This window comes from Haemophilus sp. HMSC61B11, from assembly GCF_001838615.1.
Lineage (GTDB): Bacteria > Pseudomonadota > Gammaproteobacteria > Enterobacterales > Pasteurellaceae > Haemophilus_D > Haemophilus_D parainfluenzae_AD.
Window position 1 is genome coordinate 224,035 of the sequence record NZ_KV838003.1, and the last position, 24,638, is coordinate 248,672.

At 39.6% G+C, this 24,638-nt stretch carries 28 protein-coding genes and 1 tRNA gene; 23 read left to right on the forward strand and 6 right to left on the reverse strand.

The window, feature by feature from the left end; translation table 11 throughout:
• Nucleotides 1–60 precede the first annotated feature (60 nt).
• The 11 genes from HMPREF3263_RS10230 (at nt 61) to iscX (ending at nt 7,349) form a co-directional block, all read left to right on the forward strand.
• A tRNA-Lys gene (locus tag HMPREF3263_RS10230) sits at nt 61–136 on the forward strand.
• A gap of 118 nt (nt 137–254) precedes the next feature.
• A complete protein-coding gene (gene trmJ / locus HMPREF3263_RS10235) occupies nt 255–974 on the forward strand; it encodes a tRNA (cytosine(32)/uridine(32)-2'-O)-methyltransferase TrmJ (RefSeq protein WP_070853274.1) in 720 nt (239 codons plus the stop codon).
• A 59-nt stretch (nt 975–1,033) separates the two neighbouring features.
• The gene (iscR, locus tag HMPREF3263_RS10240; RefSeq protein ID WP_054418259.1) at nt 1,034–1,489 is read left to right on the forward strand and encodes a Fe-S cluster assembly transcriptional regulator IscR; all 456 of its coding nucleotides are present in this window, start codon (nt 1,034–1,036) and stop codon (nt 1,487–1,489) included.
• A 63-nt stretch (nt 1,490–1,552) separates the two neighbouring features.
• On the forward strand, nt 1,553–2,767 hold the full coding sequence (locus HMPREF3263_RS10245; protein WP_070853275.1) for an IscS subfamily cysteine desulfurase: 1,215 nt from the start codon (nt 1,553–1,555) through the stop codon (nt 2,765–2,767).
• Between the two features lie 54 nt (nt 2,768–2,821).
• The gene (iscU, locus tag HMPREF3263_RS10250) at nt 2,822–3,205 is read left to right on the forward strand and encodes a Fe-S cluster assembly scaffold IscU (protein WP_005696665.1); all 384 of its coding nucleotides are present in this window, start codon (nt 2,822–2,824) and stop codon (nt 3,203–3,205) included.
• 50 nt (nt 3,206–3,255) lie between these two features.
• On the forward strand, nt 3,256–3,579 hold the full coding sequence (gene iscA, locus HMPREF3263_RS10255; RefSeq protein WP_005697146.1) for an iron-sulfur cluster assembly protein IscA: 324 nt from the start codon (nt 3,256–3,258) through the stop codon (nt 3,577–3,579).
• Nucleotides 3,580–3,588: 9 nt separating this feature from the next.
• On the forward strand, nt 3,589–4,110 hold the full coding sequence (hscB, locus tag HMPREF3263_RS10260) for a Fe-S protein assembly co-chaperone HscB (protein WP_005697154.1): 522 nt from the start codon (nt 3,589–3,591) through the stop codon (nt 4,108–4,110).
• Nucleotides 4,111–4,184: 74 nt separating this feature from the next.
• Complete coding sequence (locus HMPREF3263_RS10265) at nt 4,185–4,871, forward strand: DUF2625 domain-containing protein (RefSeq protein WP_005697074.1); 687 nt, start codon at nt 4,185–4,187, stop codon at nt 4,869–4,871.
• Between the two features lie 40 nt (nt 4,872–4,911).
• The gene (hscA, locus tag HMPREF3263_RS10270) at nt 4,912–6,768 is read left to right on the forward strand and encodes a Fe-S protein assembly chaperone HscA (protein WP_005697140.1); all 1,857 of its coding nucleotides are present in this window, start codon (nt 4,912–4,914) and stop codon (nt 6,766–6,768) included.
• Nucleotides 6,769–6,813: 45 nt separating this feature from the next.
• Nucleotides 6,814–7,155, forward strand: coding sequence for an ISC system 2Fe-2S type ferredoxin (gene fdx, locus HMPREF3263_RS10275; RefSeq protein WP_005697163.1), 342 nt, complete (start codon nt 6,814–6,816; stop codon nt 7,153–7,155).
• On the forward strand, nt 7,155–7,349 hold the full coding sequence (gene iscX, locus HMPREF3263_RS10280; RefSeq protein ID WP_005697131.1) for a Fe-S cluster assembly protein IscX: 195 nt from the start codon (nt 7,155–7,157) through the stop codon (nt 7,347–7,349). The genes fdx and iscX overlap by 1 nt, the downstream gene beginning before the upstream one ends.
• Nucleotides 7,350–7,383: 34 nt before the next feature.
• On the opposite strand, the gene HMPREF3263_RS10285 is transcribed toward iscX, so the two are convergent.
• The 5 genes from HMPREF3263_RS10285 to HMPREF3263_RS10305 form a co-directional block, all read right to left on the reverse strand.
• Entirely contained in the window at nt 7,384–8,040 is a 657-nt protein-coding gene (locus HMPREF3263_RS10285; RefSeq protein WP_005697088.1) for a class I SAM-dependent methyltransferase, read from the reverse strand.
• A 75-nt stretch (nt 8,041–8,115) separates the two neighbouring features.
• Complete coding sequence (gene mglC, locus HMPREF3263_RS10290) at nt 8,116–9,126, reverse strand: galactose/methyl galactoside ABC transporter permease MglC (protein ID WP_005696656.1); 1,011 nt, start codon at nt 9,124–9,126, stop codon at nt 8,116–8,118.
• A gap of 18 nt (nt 9,127–9,144) precedes the next feature.
• Nucleotides 9,145–10,659 (reverse strand): galactose/methyl galactoside ABC transporter ATP-binding protein MglA, encoded by a 1,515-nt coding sequence (mglA, locus tag HMPREF3263_RS10295; protein ID WP_005697068.1) that lies wholly within the window; start codon nt 10,657–10,659, stop codon nt 9,145–9,147.
• A gap of 80 nt (nt 10,660–10,739) precedes the next feature.
• Nucleotides 10,740–11,735, reverse strand: coding sequence for a galactose/glucose ABC transporter substrate-binding protein MglB (mglB, locus tag HMPREF3263_RS10300; RefSeq protein WP_005696654.1), 996 nt, complete (start codon nt 11,733–11,735; stop codon nt 10,740–10,742).
• Between the two features lie 179 nt (nt 11,736–11,914).
• Entirely contained in the window at nt 11,915–12,922 is a 1,008-nt protein-coding gene (locus tag HMPREF3263_RS10305) for a substrate-binding domain-containing protein (protein ID WP_005697171.1), read from the reverse strand.
• A gap of 215 nt (nt 12,923–13,137) precedes the next feature.
• Between HMPREF3263_RS10305 and galT the strand changes: the two genes are divergently transcribed.
• The 12 genes from galT to murA all read left to right on the forward strand — a co-directional run bounded on the left by galT (nt 13,138) and on the right by murA (nt 23,796).
• A complete protein-coding gene (gene galT / locus HMPREF3263_RS10310) occupies nt 13,138–14,184 on the forward strand; it encodes a galactose-1-phosphate uridylyltransferase (RefSeq protein WP_005697079.1) in 1,047 nt (348 codons plus the stop codon).
• Nucleotides 14,185–14,238: 54 nt separating this feature from the next.
• Nucleotides 14,239–15,393 carry a galactokinase gene (gene galK / locus HMPREF3263_RS10315; protein ID WP_005697152.1) on the forward strand — a complete coding sequence of 385 codons (1,155 nt, stop codon included), beginning with the start codon at nt 14,239–14,241 and terminating at the stop codon, nt 15,391–15,393.
• Nucleotides 15,387–16,412 carry a galactose-1-epimerase gene (gene galM, locus HMPREF3263_RS10320; RefSeq protein WP_005697168.1) on the forward strand — a complete coding sequence of 342 codons (1,026 nt, stop codon included), beginning with the start codon at nt 15,387–15,389 and terminating at the stop codon, nt 16,410–16,412. The genes galK and galM overlap by 7 nt, the downstream gene beginning before the upstream one ends.
• Nucleotides 16,413–16,557: 145 nt before the next feature.
• Nucleotides 16,558–17,454, forward strand: coding sequence for a CNNM family magnesium/cobalt transport protein CorC (corC, locus tag HMPREF3263_RS10325; protein WP_005696647.1), 897 nt, complete (start codon nt 16,558–16,560; stop codon nt 17,452–17,454).
• A gap of 73 nt (nt 17,455–17,527) precedes the next feature.
• A complete protein-coding gene (gene lnt / locus HMPREF3263_RS10330; RefSeq protein WP_032803833.1) occupies nt 17,528–19,060 on the forward strand; it encodes an apolipoprotein N-acyltransferase in 1,533 nt (510 codons plus the stop codon).
• Between the two features lie 71 nt (nt 19,061–19,131).
• A complete protein-coding gene (gene mlaF, locus HMPREF3263_RS10335; RefSeq protein WP_005696645.1) occupies nt 19,132–19,926 on the forward strand; it encodes a phospholipid ABC transporter ATP-binding protein MlaF in 795 nt (264 codons plus the stop codon).
• Nucleotides 19,923–20,708: a lipid asymmetry maintenance ABC transporter permease subunit MlaE gene (gene mlaE, locus HMPREF3263_RS10340; RefSeq protein ID WP_005696644.1), complete on the forward strand. Its 786-nt coding sequence runs from the start codon at nt 19,923–19,925 to the stop codon at nt 20,706–20,708. The genes mlaF and mlaE overlap by 4 nt, the downstream gene beginning before the upstream one ends.
• A 12-nt stretch (nt 20,709–20,720) precedes the next feature.
• A complete protein-coding gene (gene mlaD, locus HMPREF3263_RS10345) occupies nt 20,721–21,227 on the forward strand; it encodes an outer membrane lipid asymmetry maintenance protein MlaD (protein WP_005696642.1) in 507 nt (168 codons plus the stop codon).
• Nucleotides 21,228–21,248: 21 nt separating this feature from the next.
• Nucleotides 21,249–21,896: a phospholipid-binding protein MlaC gene (gene mlaC, locus HMPREF3263_RS10350; protein ID WP_070853276.1), complete on the forward strand. Its 648-nt coding sequence runs from the start codon at nt 21,249–21,251 to the stop codon at nt 21,894–21,896.
• 4 nt (nt 21,897–21,900) lie between these two features.
• The gene (locus HMPREF3263_RS10355) at nt 21,901–22,236 is read left to right on the forward strand and encodes an STAS domain-containing protein (protein ID WP_049367843.1); all 336 of its coding nucleotides are present in this window, start codon (nt 21,901–21,903) and stop codon (nt 22,234–22,236) included.
• 13 nt (nt 22,237–22,249) lie between these two features.
• Nucleotides 22,250–22,507, forward strand: a complete 258-nt coding sequence (locus tag HMPREF3263_RS10360) for a BolA family protein (protein ID WP_049380103.1) — start codon at nt 22,250–22,252, stop codon at nt 22,505–22,507.
• Nucleotides 22,508–22,515: 8 nt separating this feature from the next.
• Nucleotides 22,516–23,796, forward strand: a complete 1,281-nt coding sequence (gene murA, locus HMPREF3263_RS10365) for a UDP-N-acetylglucosamine 1-carboxyvinyltransferase (protein ID WP_070853277.1) — start codon at nt 22,516–22,518, stop codon at nt 23,794–23,796.
• A 56-nt stretch (nt 23,797–23,852) separates the two neighbouring features.
• Here the strand turns inward: murA and HMPREF3263_RS10370 are convergent, their stop codons facing one another.
• Nucleotides 23,853–24,557, reverse strand: coding sequence for a YggS family pyridoxal phosphate-dependent enzyme (locus tag HMPREF3263_RS10370; RefSeq protein ID WP_005697173.1), 705 nt, complete (start codon nt 24,555–24,557; stop codon nt 23,853–23,855).
• Nucleotides 24,558–24,638: the final 81 nt, after the last annotated feature.

A 24,638-nucleotide genomic window follows, 5' to 3' on the forward strand; every position in this document is an offset into this window, starting at 1 on the left:
TCGAAGGTTCGAATCCTTCACGACCCACCATCTATTTTACAGATCATTATTTAACCGGTTGGGTTGTTAGCTCAGTTGGTAGAGCAGCGGACTCTTAATCCGTCGGTCGAGAGTTCGAGTCTCTCACAGCCCACCAATAACATCTTCTTTCCATGTGTTAATAAATTTATAAAAAAGTAAAATTTTTTTTAAATTCTTGACTATATTTAGCGGTTATTATGATAGAATATCCACAAATTTAAGTCGGGCATAAAATGTTACAGAATATTCGAATTGTTTTGGTTGAAACATCACATAGCGGGAACATCGGTTCAGCGGCGCGTGCAATGAAAACAATGGGATTATCCAATCTCTATTTAGTATCACCAAAATCGGTGGATGAACAATCTATTGCATTAGCCGCTGGCGCAGATGACCTCGTTCGAAATGCCCAAATTGTCGATACTTTTGAGCAAGCAATAGAAGATTGCTCTTTGGTAATTGGTACCAGTGCGAGATTGCGTCATTTACAGAGTACATTGATTGAACCTAGAGAATGTGCCGAGAAAGCCAGTGCTCATCAAGGCCAAGTAGCGATTGTTTTCGGTCGTGAGCGTGTTGGGCTCACAAATGAAGAATTACTTAAATGTCATTATCATTTAAATATTCCCGCTAACCCTGAATATTCCTCGCTAAATCTAGCGATGGCTGTACAGTTAGTGAGTTATGAAATGCGGATGGCATTTTTAGCTAAAGAAAGAACGGAAAGTACACTTTCTACAATAGAAAATATCTATCCGACAGCGCAAGAAATGGAGTATTTTTTTGCGCATACGGAACAGGTATATCAATCACTTGGTTTTATTCAAAATCAAGGTGTTATACAAAAGTTAAGACGGCTTTATAACCGTTCTTCTCTCGAAAAAAATGAATTAAATATCTTGCGTGGAATGTTAAGTGCGGTCGAAAAACGCCTTAATCTGCAAAAAGACTAAAATTGACTATCATAGTCAGATATGTAAACTATCCAAACGACGATTAATAGGGATGCTTTATGAAACTTACATCTAAAGGACGATACGCGGTTACCGCAATTTTAGATATCGCATTACACGCAGGGACAGATCCAGTTTGTTTAGCGGATATCTCAGAACGTCAAAATATTTCACTTTCTTATCTTGAGCAATTATTTGCAAAATTGCGTCGTGGTGGATTAGTAAAAAGCGTTCGTGGTCCGGGTGGTGGCTATCGTTTAGCGTTACCAGCAGATCAAATTTCTATCGGTATGGTGATCTCTGCCGTAAATGAGAACATTAATGTCACAAGATGCCTTGGAAAGGGAAATTGTCAAGGTGGGGTTGAATGTTTAACTCATTCTTTATGGCAAGATTTAAGTGATCGCATTACTGATTTTTTAGATCAGATCACTTTAGCAGAGCTTGTGGAGAAAAAATCAGGAAAACATAAAGCTCACAAAGATTTTGATGATTTGGTTGTTGTTAACCAATAATAGGAAAGTAGATCAAAGTGCGGTCAAAATGATGGCATTTTTGGTAGTTATTTAGGAGTGAAAATGAAATTACCAATTTATTTAGATTATGCAGCAACATGTCCAGTTGATGAACGTGTGGCTAAAAAAATGATGGAATATTTAACCATTGATGGTGTATTCGGTAATCCAGCATCTCGTTCACATAAATTTGGCTGGCAAGCTGAAGAAGCCGTTGATATTGCACGTAATCAAATTGCGGATTTGATTGGCGCAGACTCACGTGAGATTGTGTTTACTTCTGGCGCAACAGAAGCTGATAACCTTGCAATTAAAGGTGCGGCACACTTTTATCAAACAAAAGGTAAACACATTATTACTTGTAAAACTGAACACAAAGCCGTATTGGATACTTGTCGTCAGTTAGAGCGTGAAGGCTTTGAAGTCACTTATTTAGATCCAGAAGAAGATGGTTTAATCGATCTTGAGAAATTTAAAGCAGCATTGCGTCCAGACACGATTCTTGTGTCAATTATGCATGTGAATAATGAGATTGGCGTGATTCAAGATATTAAAGCAATTGGTGAGCTTTGCCGTGCAAACAAAACTATTTTCCACGTAGATGCAACACAAAGTGTCGGTAAAGTCGAAATCAATCTCGCGGAATTACAGGTTGATTTAATGTCAATGTCTAGCCACAAATTGTACGGACCAAAAGGGATTGGTGCATTATATGTATGCCGTAAACCGCGTGTTCGTTTAGAAGCGATTATCCATGGTGGTGGTCATGAGCGTGGTATGCGTTCAGGTACATTACCTGTACACCAAATTGTGGGTATGGGCGAAGCTTATCGCATTGCAAAAGAAGAAATGGATACTGAAATACCACGTATCCGAGCATTGCGCGATCGTTTATACAATGGTCTTAAAGACATTGAAGAAACCTATGTAAATGGTTCAATGGAGCATCGTGTCGCAAATAATTTGAATATCAGCTTTAACTATGTTGAAGGTGAGTCATTAATGATGGCATTACGTGATATTGCAGTATCTTCTGGTTCCGCGTGTACGTCTGCAAGTTTAGAGCCATCTTATGTATTACGTGCATTAGGTCGTAATGATGAATTAGCACATAGCTCAATTCGTTTCACGCTTGGTCGTTGGACCACTGAAGAAGAAATTGATTACACCATTAATTTAATGCATGGTGCAGTAGCGAAACTTCGTGAATTATCGCCACTTTGGGATATGTTCAAAGAAGGTATTGATTTAAACACTATTGAGTGGGCTGCCCACTAATTTTCAAGGCGGCTTGACCGCCTGATAGCAACTTATTTAGGAAAGGAAAATAATATGGCATACAGCGAAAAAGTTATCGATCATTACGAAAATCCACGCAATGTTGGTTCAATGGACAAAAAAGATAATTCTGTGGGAACCGGCATGGTGGGCGCGCCAGCTTGTGGTGATGTTATGCAGTTACAAATTAAAGTAAATGATAGTGGCATTATTGAAGATGCAAAATTCAAAACTTATGGTTGTGGTTCTGCTATAGCATCAAGTTCTTTAATTACCGAATGGGTAAAAGGTAAATCTTTAGATGAGGCAGGTGCAATCAAAAACAGTCAAATTGCGGAAGAACTTGAATTACCACCTGTAAAAGTTCACTGCTCGATTTTAGCAGAAGACGCAATTAAAGCCGCTATCGCTGACTATAAAAATAAACAAGGTAAGTAATCAAAGTGCGGTTGAAAATGACTGCACTTTATCAATTTAAGGATCAGAATATGTCTATAACACTCACTGAAAAAGCGGCACAACGAGTTCGTACTTTTCTTGAAAATCGTGGAAAAGGCATCGGTTTACGCTTAGGTGTGAAAACATCAGGTTGTTCGGGTTTAGGCTATGTGCTTGAATTCGTTGATGTGCTCAATGATGACGATCTTATTTTTGAGCAGCATGGCGTGAAAGTGGTAGTCGATCCAAAAAGCTTGGTTTATTTAGATGGCATTGAGCTAGATTATGTCAAAGAAGGCTTGAACGAAGGCTTTAAATATAATAACCCGAATGTGAAAGAATCTTGTGGTTGCGGTGAGAGTTTCCACGTTTAAGGAATAGAAATGACAAATCCTTTTGCTATTTTTGATTTACCCATTGCTTTCAATGTTGATCAAGCCCTTTTGTCAGAGCGCTATTTAGTGCTTCAAAAGAGTTTGCATCCGGATAATTTTGTTACGGCAGATGCGCAAGAACAACGCATTGCAATGCAAAAATCCACAGAAGTTAATGATGCATTAAAAACCTTGAAAGACCCAATTTTGCGCGCGGAAGCGATTATCGCGTTAAATACGGGAAAAACACAGGATTTAGAGCAAAAGAGTACGCAAGATGTCACATTTTTAATGCAGCAATTAGAATGGCGAGAAGAGCTCGAAAATATTGAGCAAAGCCAGGATGAGAATGCATTAGAATCCTTTGCGAAACGCGTTAAAAAAGAAACAAAAGAAATGTTGACCGCACTTGAGGCACAGCTTAATGAGCAACAATGGCCAACTGCTGCACAGTTCTGCGATAAATTACGTTTTCTAAAAAAATTGGCGGATGAAATTAGCCAAGTAGAAGAACGTCTATTTGAATTATAATCTTGAGGGCGTTTAATACGCCCTTTTCGCTATTGATAAATGGGCAGCAGCCCTCATACTAATGAAATCCGATTATGCAAACTTTAGAACAACTGACTGAAGCCTCAAAATCTGCTTGGGGAACCATTTTCCAATGGATTGAGCGTGCTCGTAATCATTGTGAAGTGATTAAAAAAGATCAATCCAGTGCAGAACGTGAACTTTTCAGCATGCAAATGCCAACGTCTTCTCCGATGGGCGCGGTAATTTATGAAACCGGTGGCATTTTAATCCATCATGGTTGGTTGCGTATATTGGGTTCTGGCAGTTTTAAATTACCACGTGGATTAATGGACTGGAATTTCAGTAAATCTTTTAATCAATCAGGTGATAAACCAAAATATTTGTTGGTCGCAGATGATGTCATTGGTGGTTATTTTGCCTTAAATGGTGGTTCTTTAGGTTATAATCTCGGCAAGATTTACTATTTTTCGCCGAAAGACTTAACTTGGCATGATTTAAATTTTACCTATACGGATTTCTTAGCTTGGGCATTAAACGGTGATGTTGAAGCATTTTACCAAAATCTGTTTTGGCAAAATTGGCAAGAAGATGTAAAACAACTCGATGGTAACCACATGATTGTTTTTACGCCAGAGCTTTCGGAAGATAAGACGATTGACATTAATCAGCGTGAGCGACGCGAAGTCAATATTGAAACCCATTACAATGCAAGTTTCACCGAACAAGATAAATTTGCACAAGCTTATTCAGTGGCATAACGAGCCCTTAACGAATTAATTATTAGAGATAAAAAGAGATATGGCATTACTCCAAATTGCAGAACCAGGACAAACGGCTGCACCACATCAACACCGTCTTGCGGTAGGGATTGATTTAGGTACAACAAACTCTTTAGTTGCCGCTGTGCGTAGCGGTCAAGCAACCATTTTGAATGATGAACAAGACAGAAGCCTTGTCCCTTCAGTCGTGTATTATGGCGAAAATGAAAAACTTGTGGGTACTGAAGCATTTGCAAAAGCTGCAATGGATCCTAAAAATACGATTATATCGGTTAAACGTCTGATTGGTCGTAGTCTTACCGATGTGCAATCACGTTACACAAACTTGCCCTATGAGTTTGTGGCAAGTGAAAATGGCTTGCCATTATTGGTGACGCATCAAGGCAAAAAAAGCCCAATTGAAGTCTCTGCAGATATTTTATCTCGTTTAAATCATATCGCTGAACAACGCCTAGCAGGTGAGCTTTCTGGTGTGGTAATTACTGTTCCCGCATATTTTGATGATGCTCAGCGTCAAAGTACGAAAGATGCAGCGCGCCTTGCTGGGTTAAATGTATTACGTTTATTAAATGAACCCACTGCAGCAGCAGTCGCTTATGGCTTAGATAGCGGTAAAGAAGGTGTCATCGCTGTTTATGACTTAGGTGGTGGTACCTTTGATATCTCGATTTTACGCTTGTCTAAAGGTGTATTTGAAGTGTTAGCAACGGGTGGGGATACAGCTTTAGGTGGTGATGATTTTGACCATTTAATTGTAGATTGGATTGTTGAGCAAGCCGGTATTCAACCACAAAATGTAAATGAGCAACGTGAACTTTTAAGTTTAGCTACACAAACTAAAATTGCCTTAACGAGTGCACAAAGTGCGGTCATTTCTTGGCGCGGATTTGAAGGTGAGTTAAGTTGTGAGCAATTCAATGAATTAATCCATTCATTGGTTAAACGTTCTTTATTAACCTGCCGTCGTGCATTAAAAGATGCGCATGTTGAAGCTGAAGACGTGCAAGAAGTGATTATGGTTGGCGGCTCAACTCGCGTGCCTTACGTACGTGAGCAAGTAGGCGAGTTCTTCGGTAAAACGCCATTAACCTCTATCGACCCAGATAAAGTAGTAGCACTAGGTGCGGCAATTCAAGCGGATATTTTAGTGGGCAACAAAAATGACAGTGATATGTTGTTACTCGATGTTGTGCCGCTTTCCTTAGGCATTGAAACCATGGGCGGTTTAGTGGAGAAAATTATTCCACGCAACACCACGATTCCAGTGGCTCGTGCACAAGAATTTACCACCTTTAAAGATGGTCAAACTGCGATGACGGTCCATGTGGTACAAGGGGAGCGTGAGTTAGTGGATGATTGCCGTTCTTTAGGTCGTTTTACGTTGCGTGGTATTCCACCAATGGTGGCAGGTGCTGCACATATTCGTGTGACTTATCAAGTGGATGCGGATGGTTTATTAAGTGTGACCGCCATGGAAAAATCCACTAAAGTCCAAGCATCAATTCAAATTAAGCCTTCTTATGGTTTAACGGATGAAGAAGTGACGGCAATGATTAAAGCTTCTTTTGATAATGCACAAGATGATATGCAAGCTCGTGAATTAGCTGAACAACGTGTTGAGGCTGACCGTGTGATTGAAAGCGTGATTGTGGCATTACAGCAAGATGGGGCAGACTTATTAACCGAAACTGAATTCCGCCAAATTGAAAATGCATTGAAACAATTAATGGATGTAAAAGAGGGTACAGATCGTCATGCTATTGCGCAGGGCATTAAAGACCTTGATGTGGCAACTCAAGAATTTGCGGCAAGACGAATGAATAAATCCATTAACCAAGCGCTAACAGGTAAATTAGTGTCAGATATTGAGCAATAAAGTGCGGTTATAAATTAACGAGTTTTTTATATTGAGGAAAGTAATATGCCAAAAGTGATTTTTTTACCGAATGAAGAATTTTGCCCAGAGGGTATGGTGGTTGATGCGGCAGCAGGCGATAACTTATTAGAAGTGGCACATAATGCGGGCGTTGAAATTCACCATGCTTGCGATGGTTCTTGTGCTTGTACAACATGCCATGTTGTGATTCGTGAAGGGTTTGATTCATTAAATGAAGCGAGCGATCAAGAAGAAGATATGTTGGATAAAGCATGGGGCTTAGAAATGGATAGCCGTCTTTCTTGCCAATGTGTCGTGGGCGATGAAGATTTAGTGGTAGAAATCCCTAAATATAATATCAACCATGCGAATGAGGCGACTCACTAATGAAATGGACTGATGCACAACTTATCGCAGAGGAGCTTTATGATCGTAATCCAGATTTAGATCCTAAAACGATGCGTTTTACGGATTTACATAAATGGATTTGTGAACTAGATGGTTTTGATGATGATCCAATGAAATCTAACGAAAGTATTCTTGAAGCGATTTTGTTGAAATGGTTAGATGAATACGAATAAGCCTGATGCACAGGCTTATTAGATTTTTAATTAGTTAATCGGATAGTTTTTGTATATAAAGTTGGTAAACTGGCAACATTTGTAAAACATGGAGTTTTTGTTGATAGATATTGACATAAGCATCAACAGCAGGTTTTACTAAGTGGTAGTAGTTTTGTTTTCCATTTTCTTCTGGGCTCCATAAATAGTCATCAAAAGCAATAATCCCATTATTTTTTACTAATTTATGGGCTAAAATAGCATCGAACAGTACATCTGGGGCTTCATGAGAACCATCTACATAGATAAAATCAAATTTTCCAGCTTCGCCTTTTGCTAATAGTTCAATCATTTTAGTATGGGAATATCCTTTATGTTTGATAATGTTAAGGGATTTTCCGCATTGTTTGGCATAAATTATTAATGTTTGAATATTCTCATTAAAAGATTGCTCAATAGTACCCATATCCCACTTTCCTTGATGCTCTAATCCACCTTCCCAAGAATCAATACAATGAATCTCTATTTCATTATGGTATTTAAGCATTTTCTCGGTAAAAAAATGAGTTGAACGCCCTTCAAATGAGCCAATTTCTAAGATTCTTTGAGGCTTAAATTGTTCAAAAATATAGGATAGAGAAGGGATGTTATGAGTAAACCAGTCAGTACTGAAACTGACAGTTAAATTATCTTTAGTTACGCTATTTGACATTTTAAATCCTTAGATTGATTAAATATAAACCGCACTTTATTGCTAAAGTGCGGTTATTTTTATGGTTTTTTTTAATTATTTTTTCTTCGCGTATTTTAAGGAGTCAATAGCCACCGCGAGGATGATAATGCTACCTTTAATGATATATTGCCAGTAAGGATTTACACCGATATAAGTTAAACCGTAGTTAATAACGGTGAAGATGATAACACCCGTGATAACACCGATAACAGTACCCACACCACCTGCGAAAGATACACCACCTACTACGCAGGCAGCAATCGCATCTAATTCATACATGAAACCGAGGTTGTTGGTAGCACTACCGATACGGCCTGCTTCTAACATACCACCGAATGCATAGAACATGCCAGCAATCATGTAAATCACAACAAGGTTACGCGCTACGTTTACGCCAGATACTTTTGCTGCTTCAGGGTTACCACCGATAGCAAAGATATTCTTACCGAAGCGTGTTTTATTCCACATTACCCATACTAAGAATGCACAAATTGCCGCATAAATAGTAATGTAAGATAATTTGAATGAACCGAGTCTGAAGAAGCCTTGTGCGAAGTTAGAGAAAGATTCGCTGAAACCCGCAATTGGTGAGCCACCTACGCCATCATAATAAAGTGAGTTGAAACCATAAACGATGATCATGGTACCCATTGTTGCAATGAACGGGGTTACATTGAGATAAGCGATAACTAAACCATTCACTAAGCCGATTACAGCACCTACCGCACAAACCGTAAGGATAACCACTGGAATAGGAATTTCACCTAAATCAGGGAACACACGGTTCATGTTTTCCATTGATTGTAAGAGGGTAGCCGAAATAACTGCCGCTAAACCTACTTGGCGACCGGCTGATAAGTCAGTACCTTGAGTGATAAGCAAGCCTGCAACCCCAAGGGCGATAATAAGACGGACGGATGATTGAGTTAAAATGTTACTAAAGTTGCGAACATTCAAGAATGTTGGATCTTGTGCGATGATGATGCCAAGTAAAATCAACAACACAAAATAAATCGCATTTTGTTTTAAGAAATCGAATGATTTATTTTTTTGTAAGGCACTCATAATTTGTTCCTTTATGATTTATAAATATTTTGCGGCAAGTTGCAAAATTTCTTCTTGAGACGTTTTTGCCGTTTCAACGATGCCTGCAACACGACCATTACTCATGACCAAAATGCGGTCAGTTACGCCTAATAATTCCGGCATTTCTGATGAAATCATGATGATGCCTTTATCTTTTTTAGCGAGTTCTTGAATGAGCTGATAAATTTCAAATTTTGCCCCAATATCAATACCACGAGTAGGTTCATCGAGCATTAAGATATCTGGTTGGGTTAAAAGCCAACGACCGATAATCACTTTTTGTTGGTTACCACCAGAAAGCGATCCAATCGTTGTTTTGTGAGAAGGGGTTTTCACGTTCATTGCATCAATCACCCACTGGGTATCACTTGCCATTTTTTTATTGCTGAGCAATTTCCAAGGGGTGAGGTAAGATTTCATATTTGAAATCAAAGAGTTAAATTCAATGCTTAGGTTTGAATAAATCCCGGTTGAACGACGTTCCTCAGTCACCAAAGCAAAACCGTGGTTAATCGCCTCAAGTGCGGTATGATTTTTCACGATTTTTCCGTTGAGCTTGATCGTCCCCTCTTTTAATTCGCGTACACCAAAAATGGCTTCCACAATATCGGTTCGTTTTGCACCAACAAGACCCGCAATACCTAAAATTTCACCTTTGCGTAAATTAAAGGAAACATCTTGAATAGACGGTTGGTTTACCGCTGTTAAATGTTCCACTTCAAGCGTGATTTCTTTTGGTACGTTTGTTTTTTCTGGGAAACGTTGTGTTAATTCACGGCCAACCATCATTGAAACGATTTCTTCCATAGTGGTGCCTTTAACTTGAACGGTATTGATCCATTTACCATCGCGAAGAATGGTGATTTCATCACAAATTTTGAAGATTTCATCCATTTTGTGTGAAATATAAATAATGCCACAACCACGATCTTTTAATTTTTGAATAATTTTGAAAAGATGTTCCACTTCTTTTTCTGAAAGTGAGGATGTTGGCTCATCCATAATTACGATTTTAGCGTTATAAGAGAACGCTTTCGCAATTTCGATCATCTGCATTTGTGAAACGGAAAGTTTGGCCACTTTTTCTCTTGGATCAACATCAATGTCCAATTTATCGAAAATCGCTTTGGTATCACGATACATTTTGGCGTGATCCACAAAAGGACCTTTAAGTGGATAGCGACCCAACCATAAGTTATCCATTACGCTGGTTTGACGCACCAAGTTAAGTTCTTGGTGAACCATTGAAATCCCATTTTCAAGGGCTTCTTTTGATGTTTTAAAATCAACAGGTTTGCCTAAGAATAAAATTTCTCCTTCGTCTTTTGCATAAATTCCGAAGAGGCATTTTAATAATGTCGATTTTCCCGCCCCGTTTTCACCCATTAAGGCGTGAACAGAGTGAGAACGAACTGTTAGATTGGCGTGATCAAGGGCTTTTACACCGGGGAAAGACTTACTGACATCCGTCATCGTCAGTAGTACATCATTGTCTTGGGTTTGAGTTGTCATATCCAACCTCATCAAAAAGGGGGGAAAGGGAATTTGGGTTTCCTTTCCCCCCTAAAATTAAAGAAAAGCAATAGATTTTCTTATTTTAAGAATTCACTTAGGTTATCTTTATCCACACCAACATAAGGGATACGTACAACACGGTTTTCTAATTTCCATTTTGTACCTTCTGTTGCTGCTTTACCGTTAGCAAGGTTTGCAGAAAGTTGAACAACAGCTTTACCTTGGTTAACACCATCGTTTAACACGGTACCAGCAATTTCGCCTTTCTTAATTAATTGAAGTACTTCTGGTAATGCATCCACACCAAAGATTGGTAATTTTTTACCGTGTGCTTTGGTTGCTTCTAACGCACCTAACGCCATACCGTCATTGTTTGAAATGATCATTTCAATTTCGTTAGCTTTAGAGCTAGATAACCATGCATCCACTTTATCTTTAGCCATTGCTGCATCCCACATACCGGTATCAATAAATAATTGTTCGGTTGGAATACCTTTAGCATTTAATTGTTCAATTACATATTTAGTACGTGCTTCCGCATCTGGATGGCCAGGTTCACCTTTTAATAATACATATTGGATTTTACCGTCTTTGTTTAAGTCTAAGGCTGGCATAGCTTTCCATTGTTTTGCAATTAAATCACCTTGGATTAAACCTGATTCTTTCGGATCGGTACCAACATAGTAAGCGTGATCGTAGCTACCAATTGCTTTTGCACCTGGGTCTTTATTGAAGAAAACAACAGGAATGTCATCTTGTTTAGCTTTCTTAATAACAGTTGAAGCTGCTGCTGGGTCTACTAAGTTAATGGCTAGGGCTTTTACACCTTTAGAAAGCAAACCATCTACTTGGTCGTTTTGAATAGATTGTGCATTTTGAGAGTCATTCATTAATAACTCAATACCGCCAAGAGCTTTCGCTTCTTTATCGATTTCTTTACGCATTAATGACATGAAGTTGTCATCATATTTATAAATGGTAACACCAATACGGTTATCGGCTGCAAAACCTGAAGTTGCTGAACCTAAACCGATTGCTAAAGCGACCGCACTTAATACTGCTGTTTTTTTCATAAAAACGCTCCTATCAGAGAAAGTGATTTTATTGTTGATTTTTTATATACCAAATAGAGGAATGTTGCGTAAATCTATTGCAACTGAACCCATCATAACGAAATCAAAATCGTTAATCTGTGATCAAACTCACATAAATGAAAACGATTACATAATAATGTTTAAATTTGTGATCTCCATCACGGTTTCATAGTGTTTTCTACGGAAAAACGTCTTACTAATGTTGGATTAAATTGCACAACAGTTGGTGTGATAATAGATGAATCAACTAAACTTAATGCCAGTTTTGCAGCATAATTCGCCATTAAATCAATTGGATAACGAATAGTTGTGAGCTTTGGAATTAAATATCGAGCAATCGGCATATCATCAAAACCCACAATGGAAAACTGTTTCGGCACTTTGATATTGTTTTCATTTAAAACGGAAATTGCACCCGCTGCCATGGTATCGTTATAGGCTACCACTGCAGTTAAATTCGAGTTGTAGCTTAATAGATCAATCATGGCTTTTTCACCGCCTTCAAAATCCGGTGAATTATGCACAATGGCTTGTTCTACAATGGGGAAGTTATGTGCTTCTAAGGCCTCTAAATAACCTTCTTTACGCTCGGTTTCATCTAAAATACCGTGATTAGATCCAATGTAGGCGATGTGCTTATGGCCATAACGAATCAGCATTTCAGTAGCAAGATAGGTACCTTGGCGATTATCGAGGCTGACACAACGATTTTCATAACCTGCAATTACACGGTTAATCACAACCATACCTGGTACATTTTCGAGATAATGACGTAATTCTTCGTCTGAAAGGGCTTTGGAATGAACAACCAAACAGCTACAACGCTTGCGTAGCAAGGTATCAATCGCTTCACGCTCTTTTTCAGCATGGTGATAGCCAATACCGATCAAAATCGTTTTTTGATGCTCTTCAGCAACTTTATCGACTGATTTGACCAAGATAGCAAAAAACGGATCTGTTACATCAGTAACCACCACGCCAATGGTATCAGTATTTTGTACTGCTAGAGCTTGTGCGTTTGCATTGGGTTGATAATTTAAGACTTCCATCGCGCGTTGTACTGAATAACGGGTTTTTTCACTTACGGAAGGAGAGTGATTAATCACCCGGGAAACAGTGGCAACCGACACGCAAGCTAATTCAGCAACATCTCGAATTGTAGGCATAACAGGGCTCTCATTCATTTTTTCATGGTAATTATCATAGTAAATTTGAATAAAATTGAAAGCGGTTACTTTCAAAAATGCTACATTCGTCACAAAAAACTGATTGGATGAGAGGCTTATTTCCTAATTTTGTGATAATGATCACGGTTTATTTTTTTTAATTTGTTATCTTATGAGAAAATTTTTTGTAATCGTTTACATTTTGGAGCAAAAATATGAGCGAAACCGTATTTGAACCGACAGATCATCCGCATCGTCGTTATAATCCGTTAATTGACCAATGGGTTTTAGTCTCACCACATCGTGCTAAACGTCCATGGCAGGGGCAACAAGAAAAAGTGAGTGAGGAACAAAAGCCAAGCCACGATCCAAATTGTTATCTTTGCCCGCGTAATAAACGTATCACTGGTGAACCTAATCCGGATTACCATAAACCTTATGTATTCAAAAATGATTTCTCGGCTTTATTAGAAAATACACCCGCGCCAGAGCAATCAGTCGATCCTCTTTTCCAAATGAGCCAAGCTCGTGGTGAAAGTCGTGTTATTTGTTTTTCACCAGATCACAGCAAAACCTTGCCATTATTGACCGCACTTGAAATTGAAGAAGTGATTAAAGTGTGGCAAGAGCAATTGCGTGAACTGGGGCAAAAATATCAGTGGGTACAGATTTTCGAAAACAAAGGCGCTGCAATGGGATGCTCCAATCCCCATCCGCATGGACAAATCTGGGCAAATAGCTTTTTACCAAATGAAGTCGCGCGTGAAGATGTTGCTCAACGAAATTATTATGAAAAACACGGTTCGGTGCTTTTAGTGGATTACGTTCAAAAAGAATTAGAGAAAAAAGAACGTATTGTAGTGGAAACCGAGCATTGGGTTGCCGTGGTGCCTTATTGGGCGGTATGGCCATTTGAGACCTTGTTGTTGCCTAAAGTGCATGTCAAACGCTTAACAGAATTAACGGAGGCTCAAGCTAAAGATCTTGCCGTGATATTGAAAAAATTGGCAACGAAATACGATAACTTATTTGAAACGTCTTTCCCTTATTCGATGGGCTTCCATGCTGCACCATTTAATGGTGAAGATAACGAACATTGGCAGCTTCATGCGCATTTTTATCCACCGTTGTTGCGTTCTGCTACGGTTCGCAAATTTATGGTGGGCTATGAAATGCTAGGTGAAAGCCAGCGAGACCTCACCGCTGAACAAGCAGCAGAAAGATTACGTGCGTTAAGCGAAGTACATTATAAAGAACGTTAAGAAACCCTTTCCCTCTTGAGTTAAGAGGGAGTGTGAAAGATAAAGGAAAATAATATGACTCCAGTCCAAAAATCCCAACACATTTTTACTCAAAAATACAACAAGCAACCAGAACTGACCGTATATGCGCCAGGTCGCGTGAACATTATCGGCGAACATACCGATTACAATGATGGCTTTGTAATGCCTTGTGCGATCAATTATGGTACAGCTATTGCGGGATCAAAACGTGCTGATCATATTTGGAATGTTTATGCTGCAGATCTTGATCTTGAGGATACCTTTTCTCTTGATGAAGATTTCCCTCAAAGTGAGCAAAAATGGGCGAATTATGTGCGTGGTGTCGTAAAATTTATTCAAGAGCGTTGCTCGCAATTTAAACAAGGTGCGGATTTAGTCATCTCAGGCAATGTACCCCATTCTTCTGGTTTAAGCTCTTCTGCCGCTCTTGAAGTAGCTACAGGGAAATTCTGCCAACAACTCAGTGATTTACCTTTAACGCATACAGAAATTGCTTTAATTGGTCAAAAAGCTGAAAACAAATTTGTAGGCGCAAATTGCGGGAACATGGATCAATTAATTTCCGCTTTAGGGCAAAAAGATCATCTCTTAATGATTGATTGCCGTAGCTTAGAAACACAACCAACACCAGTGCCGAAAGATGTTGCCGTCATTATTGTGAACTCAAATGTACCGCATGATTTGGTGACGGGCGAATACAACACACGCCGTTGGCAATGTGAAAAAGCCGCAGAATTTTTTGGCGTAAAAGCCTTACGTGATGTGTCAGTAGAAGAATTCCAAAAAAGAGAAGCAGAATTGACTGCACTTAATCCTTTAGTAGCAAAACGAGCACGCCATGTGGTAACTGAAAACCAACGCGTACTTGATGCCGTTGAAGCATTAAAACATAACGATTTAACAAAATTGGGCGAATTAATGAGACAATCTCACGAATCCATGCGTGATGATTTCGAGATTACCGTGCCGCAAATTGATTATCTTGTTGAACTTGCTCAATTAGTGATCGGTAAAACTGGTGGCGCGAGAATGACAGGTGGTGGTTTTGGTGGCTGTATTGTAGCTCTTGCACCTCATGATAAAGTTGAAGAAGTGCGTAAAATTATTGCCGATAATTATGAAAAACAAACGGGTTTAAAAGAAGATTTCTACGTTTGCACAGCCTCACAAGGAGTGAGTCTATGCTAGAAAAAACGGTGTTCAATGCACCAGATGGACAGCCTTATCAACTTGTTCAACTCACTAATTCGAATGACATGACCGTGCAATTTATGGATTGGGGAGCCACTTGGCTTTCATGTAAAGTCCCTGTGAACAGTGAGTTGCGAGAAGTTTTACTCGGCTGCAAAGTGGAGGATTATCCTCATCAAACTGCTTATTTGGGCGCAAGCATAGGACGCTATGCGAACCGTATTGCTAACGCCCAATTTGAATTGGGTGAGCGAACAATCCAGCTGGTCGCTAATCAAGGCAAACATCAATTACATGGTGGTAAAGAAGGCTTTGATAAACGCCGTTGGAAGGTGGAAGAGTGCGGTCAGAATTTTGTGCGTTTTTCCCTTGTGTCTCCCGATGGTGATCAAGGTTTTGAAGGTAATGTTAAAGCTAATGTGATTTACACGCTGACCGATGAAAATAGTGTAAAAATTGAATACGAAGCAGAAAGCGATAAAGATACCGCGCTGAACTTAACAAACCACGCTTATTTCAATTTAGAAAATGCCGAGCAGGGCAGTGATGTGCGAAATCATACACTACGCCTTAATGCGGATTTCTATTTACCGGTTGATGGTGAAGGCATCCCAAATTCACCACTTAAGCATGTGGTGAATACCAGCTTTGATTTTCGAGTGGCAAAACCAATCGCACAAGATTTCCAACAAGGCGAGCAAGTGGTAACGAAAGGTTACGATCATTCCTTTATCGTCAATAAAGCATGGCAAAAACCTTGCGCATTATTGACTTCCCCTAATGAAGATTTAAGCCTTGAAGTGCTCACATCCCAAGCCGCGTTACAGGTTTATACGGGAAACTATCTTGCAGGCACTCCAACTCGTGAAGGTGACACTTATCAAGATTTCAGCGGCATAGCCCTTGAAACGCAATGTCTGCCTGATACCCCTAACCATCCCGAATGGCAAAATTATGGCGGTATTCAAAAAACAGGTGAACGCTATTACCAATGGACAGAGTTTAGGTTTAAATAGGTAATCAGTTAATAAAAGTGCGGTTAAAAATTTTTATGTTTTTAACCGCACTTTATTTTCAGCCATTTAGCTTAAGTTTTTTGCGATTTTTGTCAAAATATGCTACTTTTTACGCAGTCAATCCGACAGTAACACATTTAATTTTATGAACGAAGAACATTCGAGTAATCAAACTGAAACAACTAAAAAATCTTTTTTTCAATCGCTTATTGGGCGTTTTTTCCAAGGTGAGCTGAAAAACCGTGAAGAACTCGTGGAAGTGATTCGCGATTCAGAACAAAACGATTTAATCGATCAAAATACTCGTGAGATGATTGAAGGGGTAATGGAAATCGCCGAGCTTCGTGTACGCGATATCATGATTCCACGCTCTCAAATTGTATTTATTGAATCGAATCAAGATCTCGATGCCTGCTTGAATACCATTATTGAATCTGCCCACTCTCGTTTTCCTGTGATTGCCGATACGGATGACCGCGATAATATTGAAGGTATTTTGCACGCAAAAGATTTGCTTAAGTTTTTACGTGAAGATGCGGAAGAGTTCGAACTTTCCAAGTTGTTACGTCCAGTTGTGATTGTGCCGGAAAGTAAACGTGTCGATCGTATGTTAAAAGATTTTCGCTCTGAGCGTTTCCATATGGCAATTGTGGTAGATGAGTTTGGTGCGGTATCAGGTTTAGTGACCATCGAAGATATTCTCGAACAAATTGTGGGTGATATTGAAGACGAGTTCGATGAGGAAGATGTCGCCGATATTCGTCAGCTTTCTCGTCATACTTATGCGGTGCGTGCACTAACAGATATTGATGATTTTAATACACAATTTAATACGCATTTTGATGATGAAGAAGTGGATACCATTGGCGGTTTGATTATGCAAGCTTTTGGGTATTTGCCTAAGCGAGGTGAAGAAATTACCTTAGAAAATATTCAATTTAAAGTAACTTCTGCCGATAGTCGCCGTTTGATTCAGGTGCGTGTAACTGTGCCGGATGAGCATTTATCGGATATGGAAGGCGTGGAAGAGCAAGCTGAATAAGTTGCTCAGTTGACCGTATTCTTAGCCCCCTCTTTGCTGAAGAGGGGGAATATTTTTTTATAGTATGGATAAAATGAATAAGTTAGTGATTTATCTTATTGCTCTGATTTCTGGTGTGATTGGCGTGTTTGCCTTTTCGCCGTTTGATTATTGGGGATTAGCCTATGTATCGTTGGGCGGATTGCTTTTTGTGGCGAAAAATACCAAAAAATCAACCGCACTTTTGGCCACCTTTTTGTGGTCGATGGGCTTTTTCTGTTTTGGTGTAAGTTGGTTAAATGTCAGCATTCATCAATTTGGTGGCGCTTCCCTTGGCGTGAGTTATCTCTTGGTAGGCTTACTTTCGGCTTACCTAGCACTTTATCCTATGCTTTTCACTTATTTAGTGCAGTGTTTTCAGGTACAAAGTGCGGTCATTTTTGCCGCGATTTGGACATTGACTGAATTCTTGCGTGGTTGGGTGTTTACCGGTTTTCCTTGGTTACAATTTGGTTATACCCAAATCGACAGTCCGTTTTACGGTATCGCGCCGATCTTTGGTGTCACAGGGATGACATTCTTTACCGTTTGGGCAAGTGCGGTCATTTTTAACCTTATTTTTGCACTATCGAAAAAACAATGGAATTTAGTCGGCGTAAATGCGTTGCTATTATTGGTTGTGGGTGGATTAAGTGCTTATGCCGGTAAGGTGAATTTTGTTCAACCCAAAGAAGGTAAAGGGCTAACGATCACGCTTGCACAAGGTAATATTGAGCAAAATTTAAAATGGGATCCAGAATATCTTTATGCCACGGTAGACATCTATCAAAAACAAATTTTGGCGCATTTAGGCAAGTCTGATTTGATTATTTTGCCCGAGTCGGCATTGCCTACTCTTGAAAATGCGATTACGCCATTTTTTGAAGCCTTAGATAAAGTCGCAAAAGAGAAAAACACGGAAGTGATGATTGGCACCGTGTATCGTGATGAGCAAAGCGGTAAATTATTAAATTCCATTGTAACGGCAGGGAATCCTGATTTTCCTTATGAGTTGACGACGAAAAATCGTTATAGCAAACATCATCTCGTGCCATTTGGTGAATATGTGCCATTAGAAAGTTTGTTGCGCCCACTTAATTCTGTATTTAATTTGCCAATGTCTGCGTTCCAAAGTGGCGATGCGGTACAGCCGTCATTTATGGCGAAGCAACATGCTTTTGCACCGGCTATTTGTTATGAAATTATTTTTGGTGAGCAACTTCGTGAAAATCTGAAAAAAGAAACCGATTATTTGCTGACAATTTCTAATGATGCATGGTTTGGTGATAGTATTGGCCCTTGGCAGCATTTACAAATGGCTAGAATGCGCGCGCTTGAATTAGGAAAACCATTAATTCGTGCAACGAATACAGGGATTTCAGTGTTTATTGATGCAAAAGGCAAGATTGAAGCACAAGCGCCTCAATTTGAGGAAACCACACTGACCCATAAAATGGTGCCAACAGAAGGAAAAACGCCTTATGCAGCATTAGGTAATTTTCCTATTTATGTGTTGTCATTGATTTTTGTGTTATTACGTGGCTTCACGACGTTATTAAAACGCCGCTTGAACCTTTCACAAAAATAGCAGTCAAAACGACCGCATTTTTTTAACGTGAGAGAAAAATAAATTTCTCTTATAAAACCAATGAGATTTTAATGAATAAAAATCTAATCGAAGTCAAAAACCTGACCTTTAAACGAGGTGAGCGTGTGATTTACGATAACCTGAATTTGAAAGTCCAACAGGGCAAAATTACGGCCATTATGGGGCCATCAGGGATCGGGAAAACCACGCTGCTAAAATTAATTGGTGGTCAGTTGCATCCTGAACAGGGCGAGATTTTGTTTGATGGACAAGATATTTGTCGTCTTTCAAATCGTGAGCTTTACGAAGTGCGTAAACGCATGGGAATGTTATTCCAATCAGGTGCATTATTTACGGATATTTCAACGTTTGATAACGTGGCATTTCCGATTCGCGAGCATACGCGCTTGCCAGAAAGTCTAATTCGTCAAATTGTGTTGATGAAATTAGAAGCGGTGGGCTTACGCGGTGCGGCAGATTTGATGCCTTCAGAGCTTTCTGGGGGGATGGCGCGTCGTGCAGCATTGGCTCGAGCGATTGCACTTGACCCAGATTTAATCATGTTTGATGAGCCGTTTACGGGGCAAGATCCAATCAGCATGGGCGTGATCGTGAGCTTAATTAAACGTTTTAATGAAGCACTGAATTTAACCTCTATCGTGGTTTCCCATGATGTGAATGAAATATTAAGCATTGCAGATTATGCCTATATCATTGCGGATAAACATGTGATTGCTGAAGGAACATCAGAACAATTGCTCGCGAGTCAAGATCCGCAAGTGGTACAGTTCTTGAAAGGTGAAGCCGATGGTCCGGTAAAATTCCATTATCCGGCAGGTGATTATGTGGAGGAATTATTTAAATGATTGTTGATATGATTTCTTCACTTGGACGAAGTGTAATCAAATTTTTCCGCGCATTAGGCCGCTCAGGCTTTATGCTGTTTGGTGCGCTCGTAGGTAAACCGCAAGTTCGTAAACATTTTCCTTTATTAGTGAAACAGTTACACGTATTAGGTGTACAGTCTTTACTAATTATCCTGCTTTCAGGTTTATTTATTGGGATGGTGTTGGGCTTACAAGGTTATGTGGTCTTAGTTGATTTTTCAGCAGAAACCAGCCTTGGACAACTTGTAGCGCTGTCTTTATTACGTGAATTAGGCCCAGTAGTGACCGCACTTTTATTTGCGGGTCGTGCAGGTTCAGCGTTAACGGCTGAAATTGGCTTAATGAAAGCCACAGAACAACTTTCCAGCCTTGAAATGATGGCAGTTGACCCATTACGTCGAGTGATTGCACCGCGTTTTTGGGCGGGCTTGATTGCAATGCCAATTCTTGCGCTTCTCTTTACCGCGATTGGTATTTGGGGCGGTGCGCTTGTTGGTGTAGATTGGAAAGGTGTCGATGCAGGTAGCTTCTGGTCAGTGATGCAAAATGCCGTCAGCTGGAGCTATGACATTTTAAATGGATTTATTAAAAGCGTATTTTTCGCCATTGCAGTGGTGTGGATTGCGTTATTCAATGGTTATGATTGTATTCCAACATCTGAAGGTATCAGTCAAGCCACAACCAGAACGGTTGTCCACGCATCACTTGTGGTACTTGGGCTCGATTTCATCTTAACTGCTATTATGTTTGGGGCAGGTTAATAGGGTATTTTTATGAGACAAACAATTAAATATGAATTTTGGGTAGGCTTATTTTTACTACTCGGTATCGCAGCGTTAGTATTTCTAGGCTTACGTGTAGCAAATGTGCAAGGTTTTGGTGAAACAAAATCTTACACAGTCACTGCAACTTTTGACAATATTGGTGGACTAAAGGTCCGTGCGCCACTTAAGCTAGGAGGAGTGGTAATCGGTCGTGTTTCTGATATTACGTTAGATGAAAAATCTTACTTGCCAAAAGTAAGCATTGCGATTAATGAAGAATATAAAGAAATTCCGGAAAACAGTTCGTTATCGATCAAAACATCTGGATTATTGGGCGAGCAATATATCGCCTTAACAATGGGCTTTGATGATGGTGAAACCGCGATGTTAAAAAACGGTAGCCAAATTCAAGACACAAAATCCGCAATGGTATTGGAAGATTTAATCGGCCAGTTCCTTTACGGCGATAAAAAAGCAGACGGCAATGCTGAAAAAGCAGAACCTGAAGCCAAATAATAATCTTTATTTAGGAGATTTATGATGAAATTTACTCAGTTTAAAAAATGGTTTAGCGTAATGGCATTTGCAATGACTGCACTTTTTGTGACTCAAACTGTACGTGCAGAAACGAGCCCTTATGTGTTGATGCAACAAGCATCAGATAAGTTATTTGCCGATATCAAAAACAATCAGGCAAAAATTAAAAAGGATCCAAATTATTTACGTACCATCGTGCGTAACGATTTATTACCTTACGTGCAAGTAAACTATGCAGGTTCTTTGGTGTTAGGTTCACACTTCAAATCAACTACGCCAGAACAACGTGAAAAATTCTTTAAAGCATTCAGCGATTTTATCGAACAAGCTTATGCACAAGTGTTAACCGCTTATACCGATCAAAATATTCAAATTGAACCGGCTAAAGAAGTGGGTGACAAAAACCTTGTGAGCATTCGTGTCAACATCATGCAAAATGGTGGACAAGCGCCAATCAAATTAGATTTCAAATGGCGTAAAAACAGTAAAACTGGTGAATGGCAAGCTTATGACATGGTTGCAGAAGGCGTGAGCATGGTTGTAACTAAACAAAATGAATGGAGCGGTATCTTACGTCAACAAGGTATTGAGGCATTAACAGCTCAAATTCAAAAATCTGCCGCAGCACCCGTGACATTGAGCAAATAAGCGAATGACTGCGTTAAAGTGGGATTTAATCCAAAATAATGATAAGATAGCTCTCCAATTATCGGGGGAGCTATCCCGCAACACGTTGTTACCATTATGGCAGCAACGTGCTTCTTTTTTATCAGAAAAGCTAGCGAATCAAAGTATCATTGAATTTGATTTAACAAATATTAAACGAATTGATTCTGCCGGTTTTGCATTATTGTGTGATTTTCTACATGATAGTGAGCAGTTACCAAATAAAAAAGTGCGGTTGATAAATCCGCCGGAACAGTTATTAACCCTTGCTGATTTAGTGAATTTATCTCATTGGATTGGCACTTTTATTGATCATCATTAAAACGGAAATCCTAATGGAACTGCAAGAAATTGAACGTATTTTAAAAGAAAGTCTGAATGTAGATGAGGTTTATGCTCAGGGTGAAAATGCACACTTTGGTGTGATTGTAGTGAGCGATGAGATCGCGGCACTTTCTAAATTAAAACAGCAACAAACTATCTACGCGCCATTAATGCCTTATTTCCAAACTGGCGAAATTCACGCTTTAACTATTAAAACCTATACCACTGCAAAGTGGAAAATGGATCGTCTATTACATCAAGCTAGCTAGGATTTTCTATGGAAAAATTTCGTGTTTATGGCGGGCAATCTCGCTTAAGTGGTACTGTAGCCATCTCTGGTGCAAAAAATGCTGCACTTCCCATTCTTTTTGCCGCCATTTTGGCGACAGAGCCGGTTAAATTAACAAATGTACCGGAACTCAAAGATATCGATACGACCTTAAAAATCTTACGTAAACTTGGCGTGGTGGCTGAGCGTGATGCTGAGGGAGCAGTATTATTAGATTGTTCTAAAATTGATCACTTTGTTGCGCCGTATGAATTAGTAAAAACCATGCGTGCTTCTATTTGGGCATTAGCACCATTAGTCGCTCGTTTTAATCAAGGTCAGGTTTCTTTACCAGGCGGTTGTTCTATCGGTGCTCGTCCGGTTGATCTTCATATTAGTGGTTTAGAAAAACTCGGTGCAGCCATTGAGCTTGACGAAGGTTATGTAAAAGCAGTTGTCGCAGAGCGTCTTGTAGGTACACGTATTGTGATGGAAAAAGTGAGCGTTGGTGCGACTTTATCTATCATGATGGCTGCAACGCTTGCTGAAGGTACAACAACGATTGAAAACGCCGCACGTGAGCCAGAAATTATCGATACAGCTGATTTCCTCAACAAAATGGGCGCGAAAATTACGGGTGCGGGTACGGATCACATTGTCGTTGAAGGTGTTGAGCGTTTAACTGGCTGCGAGCACAGCATTGTGCCCGATCGTATTGAAACTGGTACATTCTTAATTGCAGGTGCAATTTCAGGCGGTCGCGTGGTATGTAAAAATACCAAAGCGGATACCATGGATGCCGTGATTGAGAAACTTCGTGAAGCGGGTGCAGAAGTTGAAGTGACAGAAGATAGCATTACGTTAGATATGCACGGTAATCGTCCGAAAGCTGTCAATATTCGTACTGCACCACACCCAGGATTCCCAACAGATATGCAAGCTCAGTTCACTTTGTTAAACATGGTGGCAGAAGGCACAAGTATCATTACTGAAACCATCTTTGAAAACCGCTTTATGCACATTCCAGAATTAATTCGTATGGGTGGTAAAGCTGAAATTGAAGGTAATACTGCAGTGTGTCACGGTGTTGAGCATCTTTCTGGTGCCGAAGTGATGGCAACGGATTTACGTGCATCAATCAGCCTTGTATTAGCGGGTTGTATCGCAAGTGGTGAAACTATCGTAGATCGTATTTATCATATCGATCGTGGTTATGAGCACGTTGAAGATAAACTCCGTTGTTTAGGTGCGAAGATTGAACGCTTCTCTGAAAAGCGCGAAGAGGTTTAATGAAATCAAGATAAAAAAGAGCGGTCAATTTTGACCGCTTTTTTATTTTCTATTCATTATTTTTTCGAATAATCTCTTGCCCCAAAAATGGCTGTACCAATACGCACCATAGTTGAACCGCATTTTATGGCACTTTGCATATCATCGGTCATTCCCATAGAAAGCGTATCAATTTGTTGATGAGGGAAAGCGACTTTTAGTTGCTCAAATAATTGTTCCATTTGGCTAAAAGCTGCTTCTTGTTCAGCAATATTGTCTGTTGGAGCCGGGATAGCCATTAATCCACGTAAACATAAGTGCGGTAGATTTTCAATGTGTTTTGCAAGCTCAATCATTTCACTCGGTTGAATGCCTGATTTACTGGCCTCATCACTGATATTAATTTGAATTAAAACATTTAAAGGGGCTTTATTGGCAGGACGTTGTTCATTTAAACGATCGGCAATTTTTTCACGTTCTAACGTTTGCATCCAATCAAAATGTTCTGCCACAAGACGCGTTTTATTAGATTGCAATGGGCCAATAAAATGCCATTCAAGCTGAATATTCTGTGTTTCAAAATACTGAATTTTATCGACACCTTCTTGAACGTAGTTCTCCCCAAATGCTTTTTGTCCTGCTTGGTAGGCTTCTAAAATCGCTTCATTGGGTTTCGTTTTAGAAACCGCTAATAACGTGACTGAACTTTCAGGACGATGTGCAAGTTGAGTGGATGTTTGGATTTGTTGATGAATGGTTTCGAGCGCTTGTTGAATTGTCATAATTCCCTTCCTGACCAATGTGAAACTCTCTTCATTCTACACTAAAGCGATGATTTTTAGAAAAAATCTTCATTTTTTCAA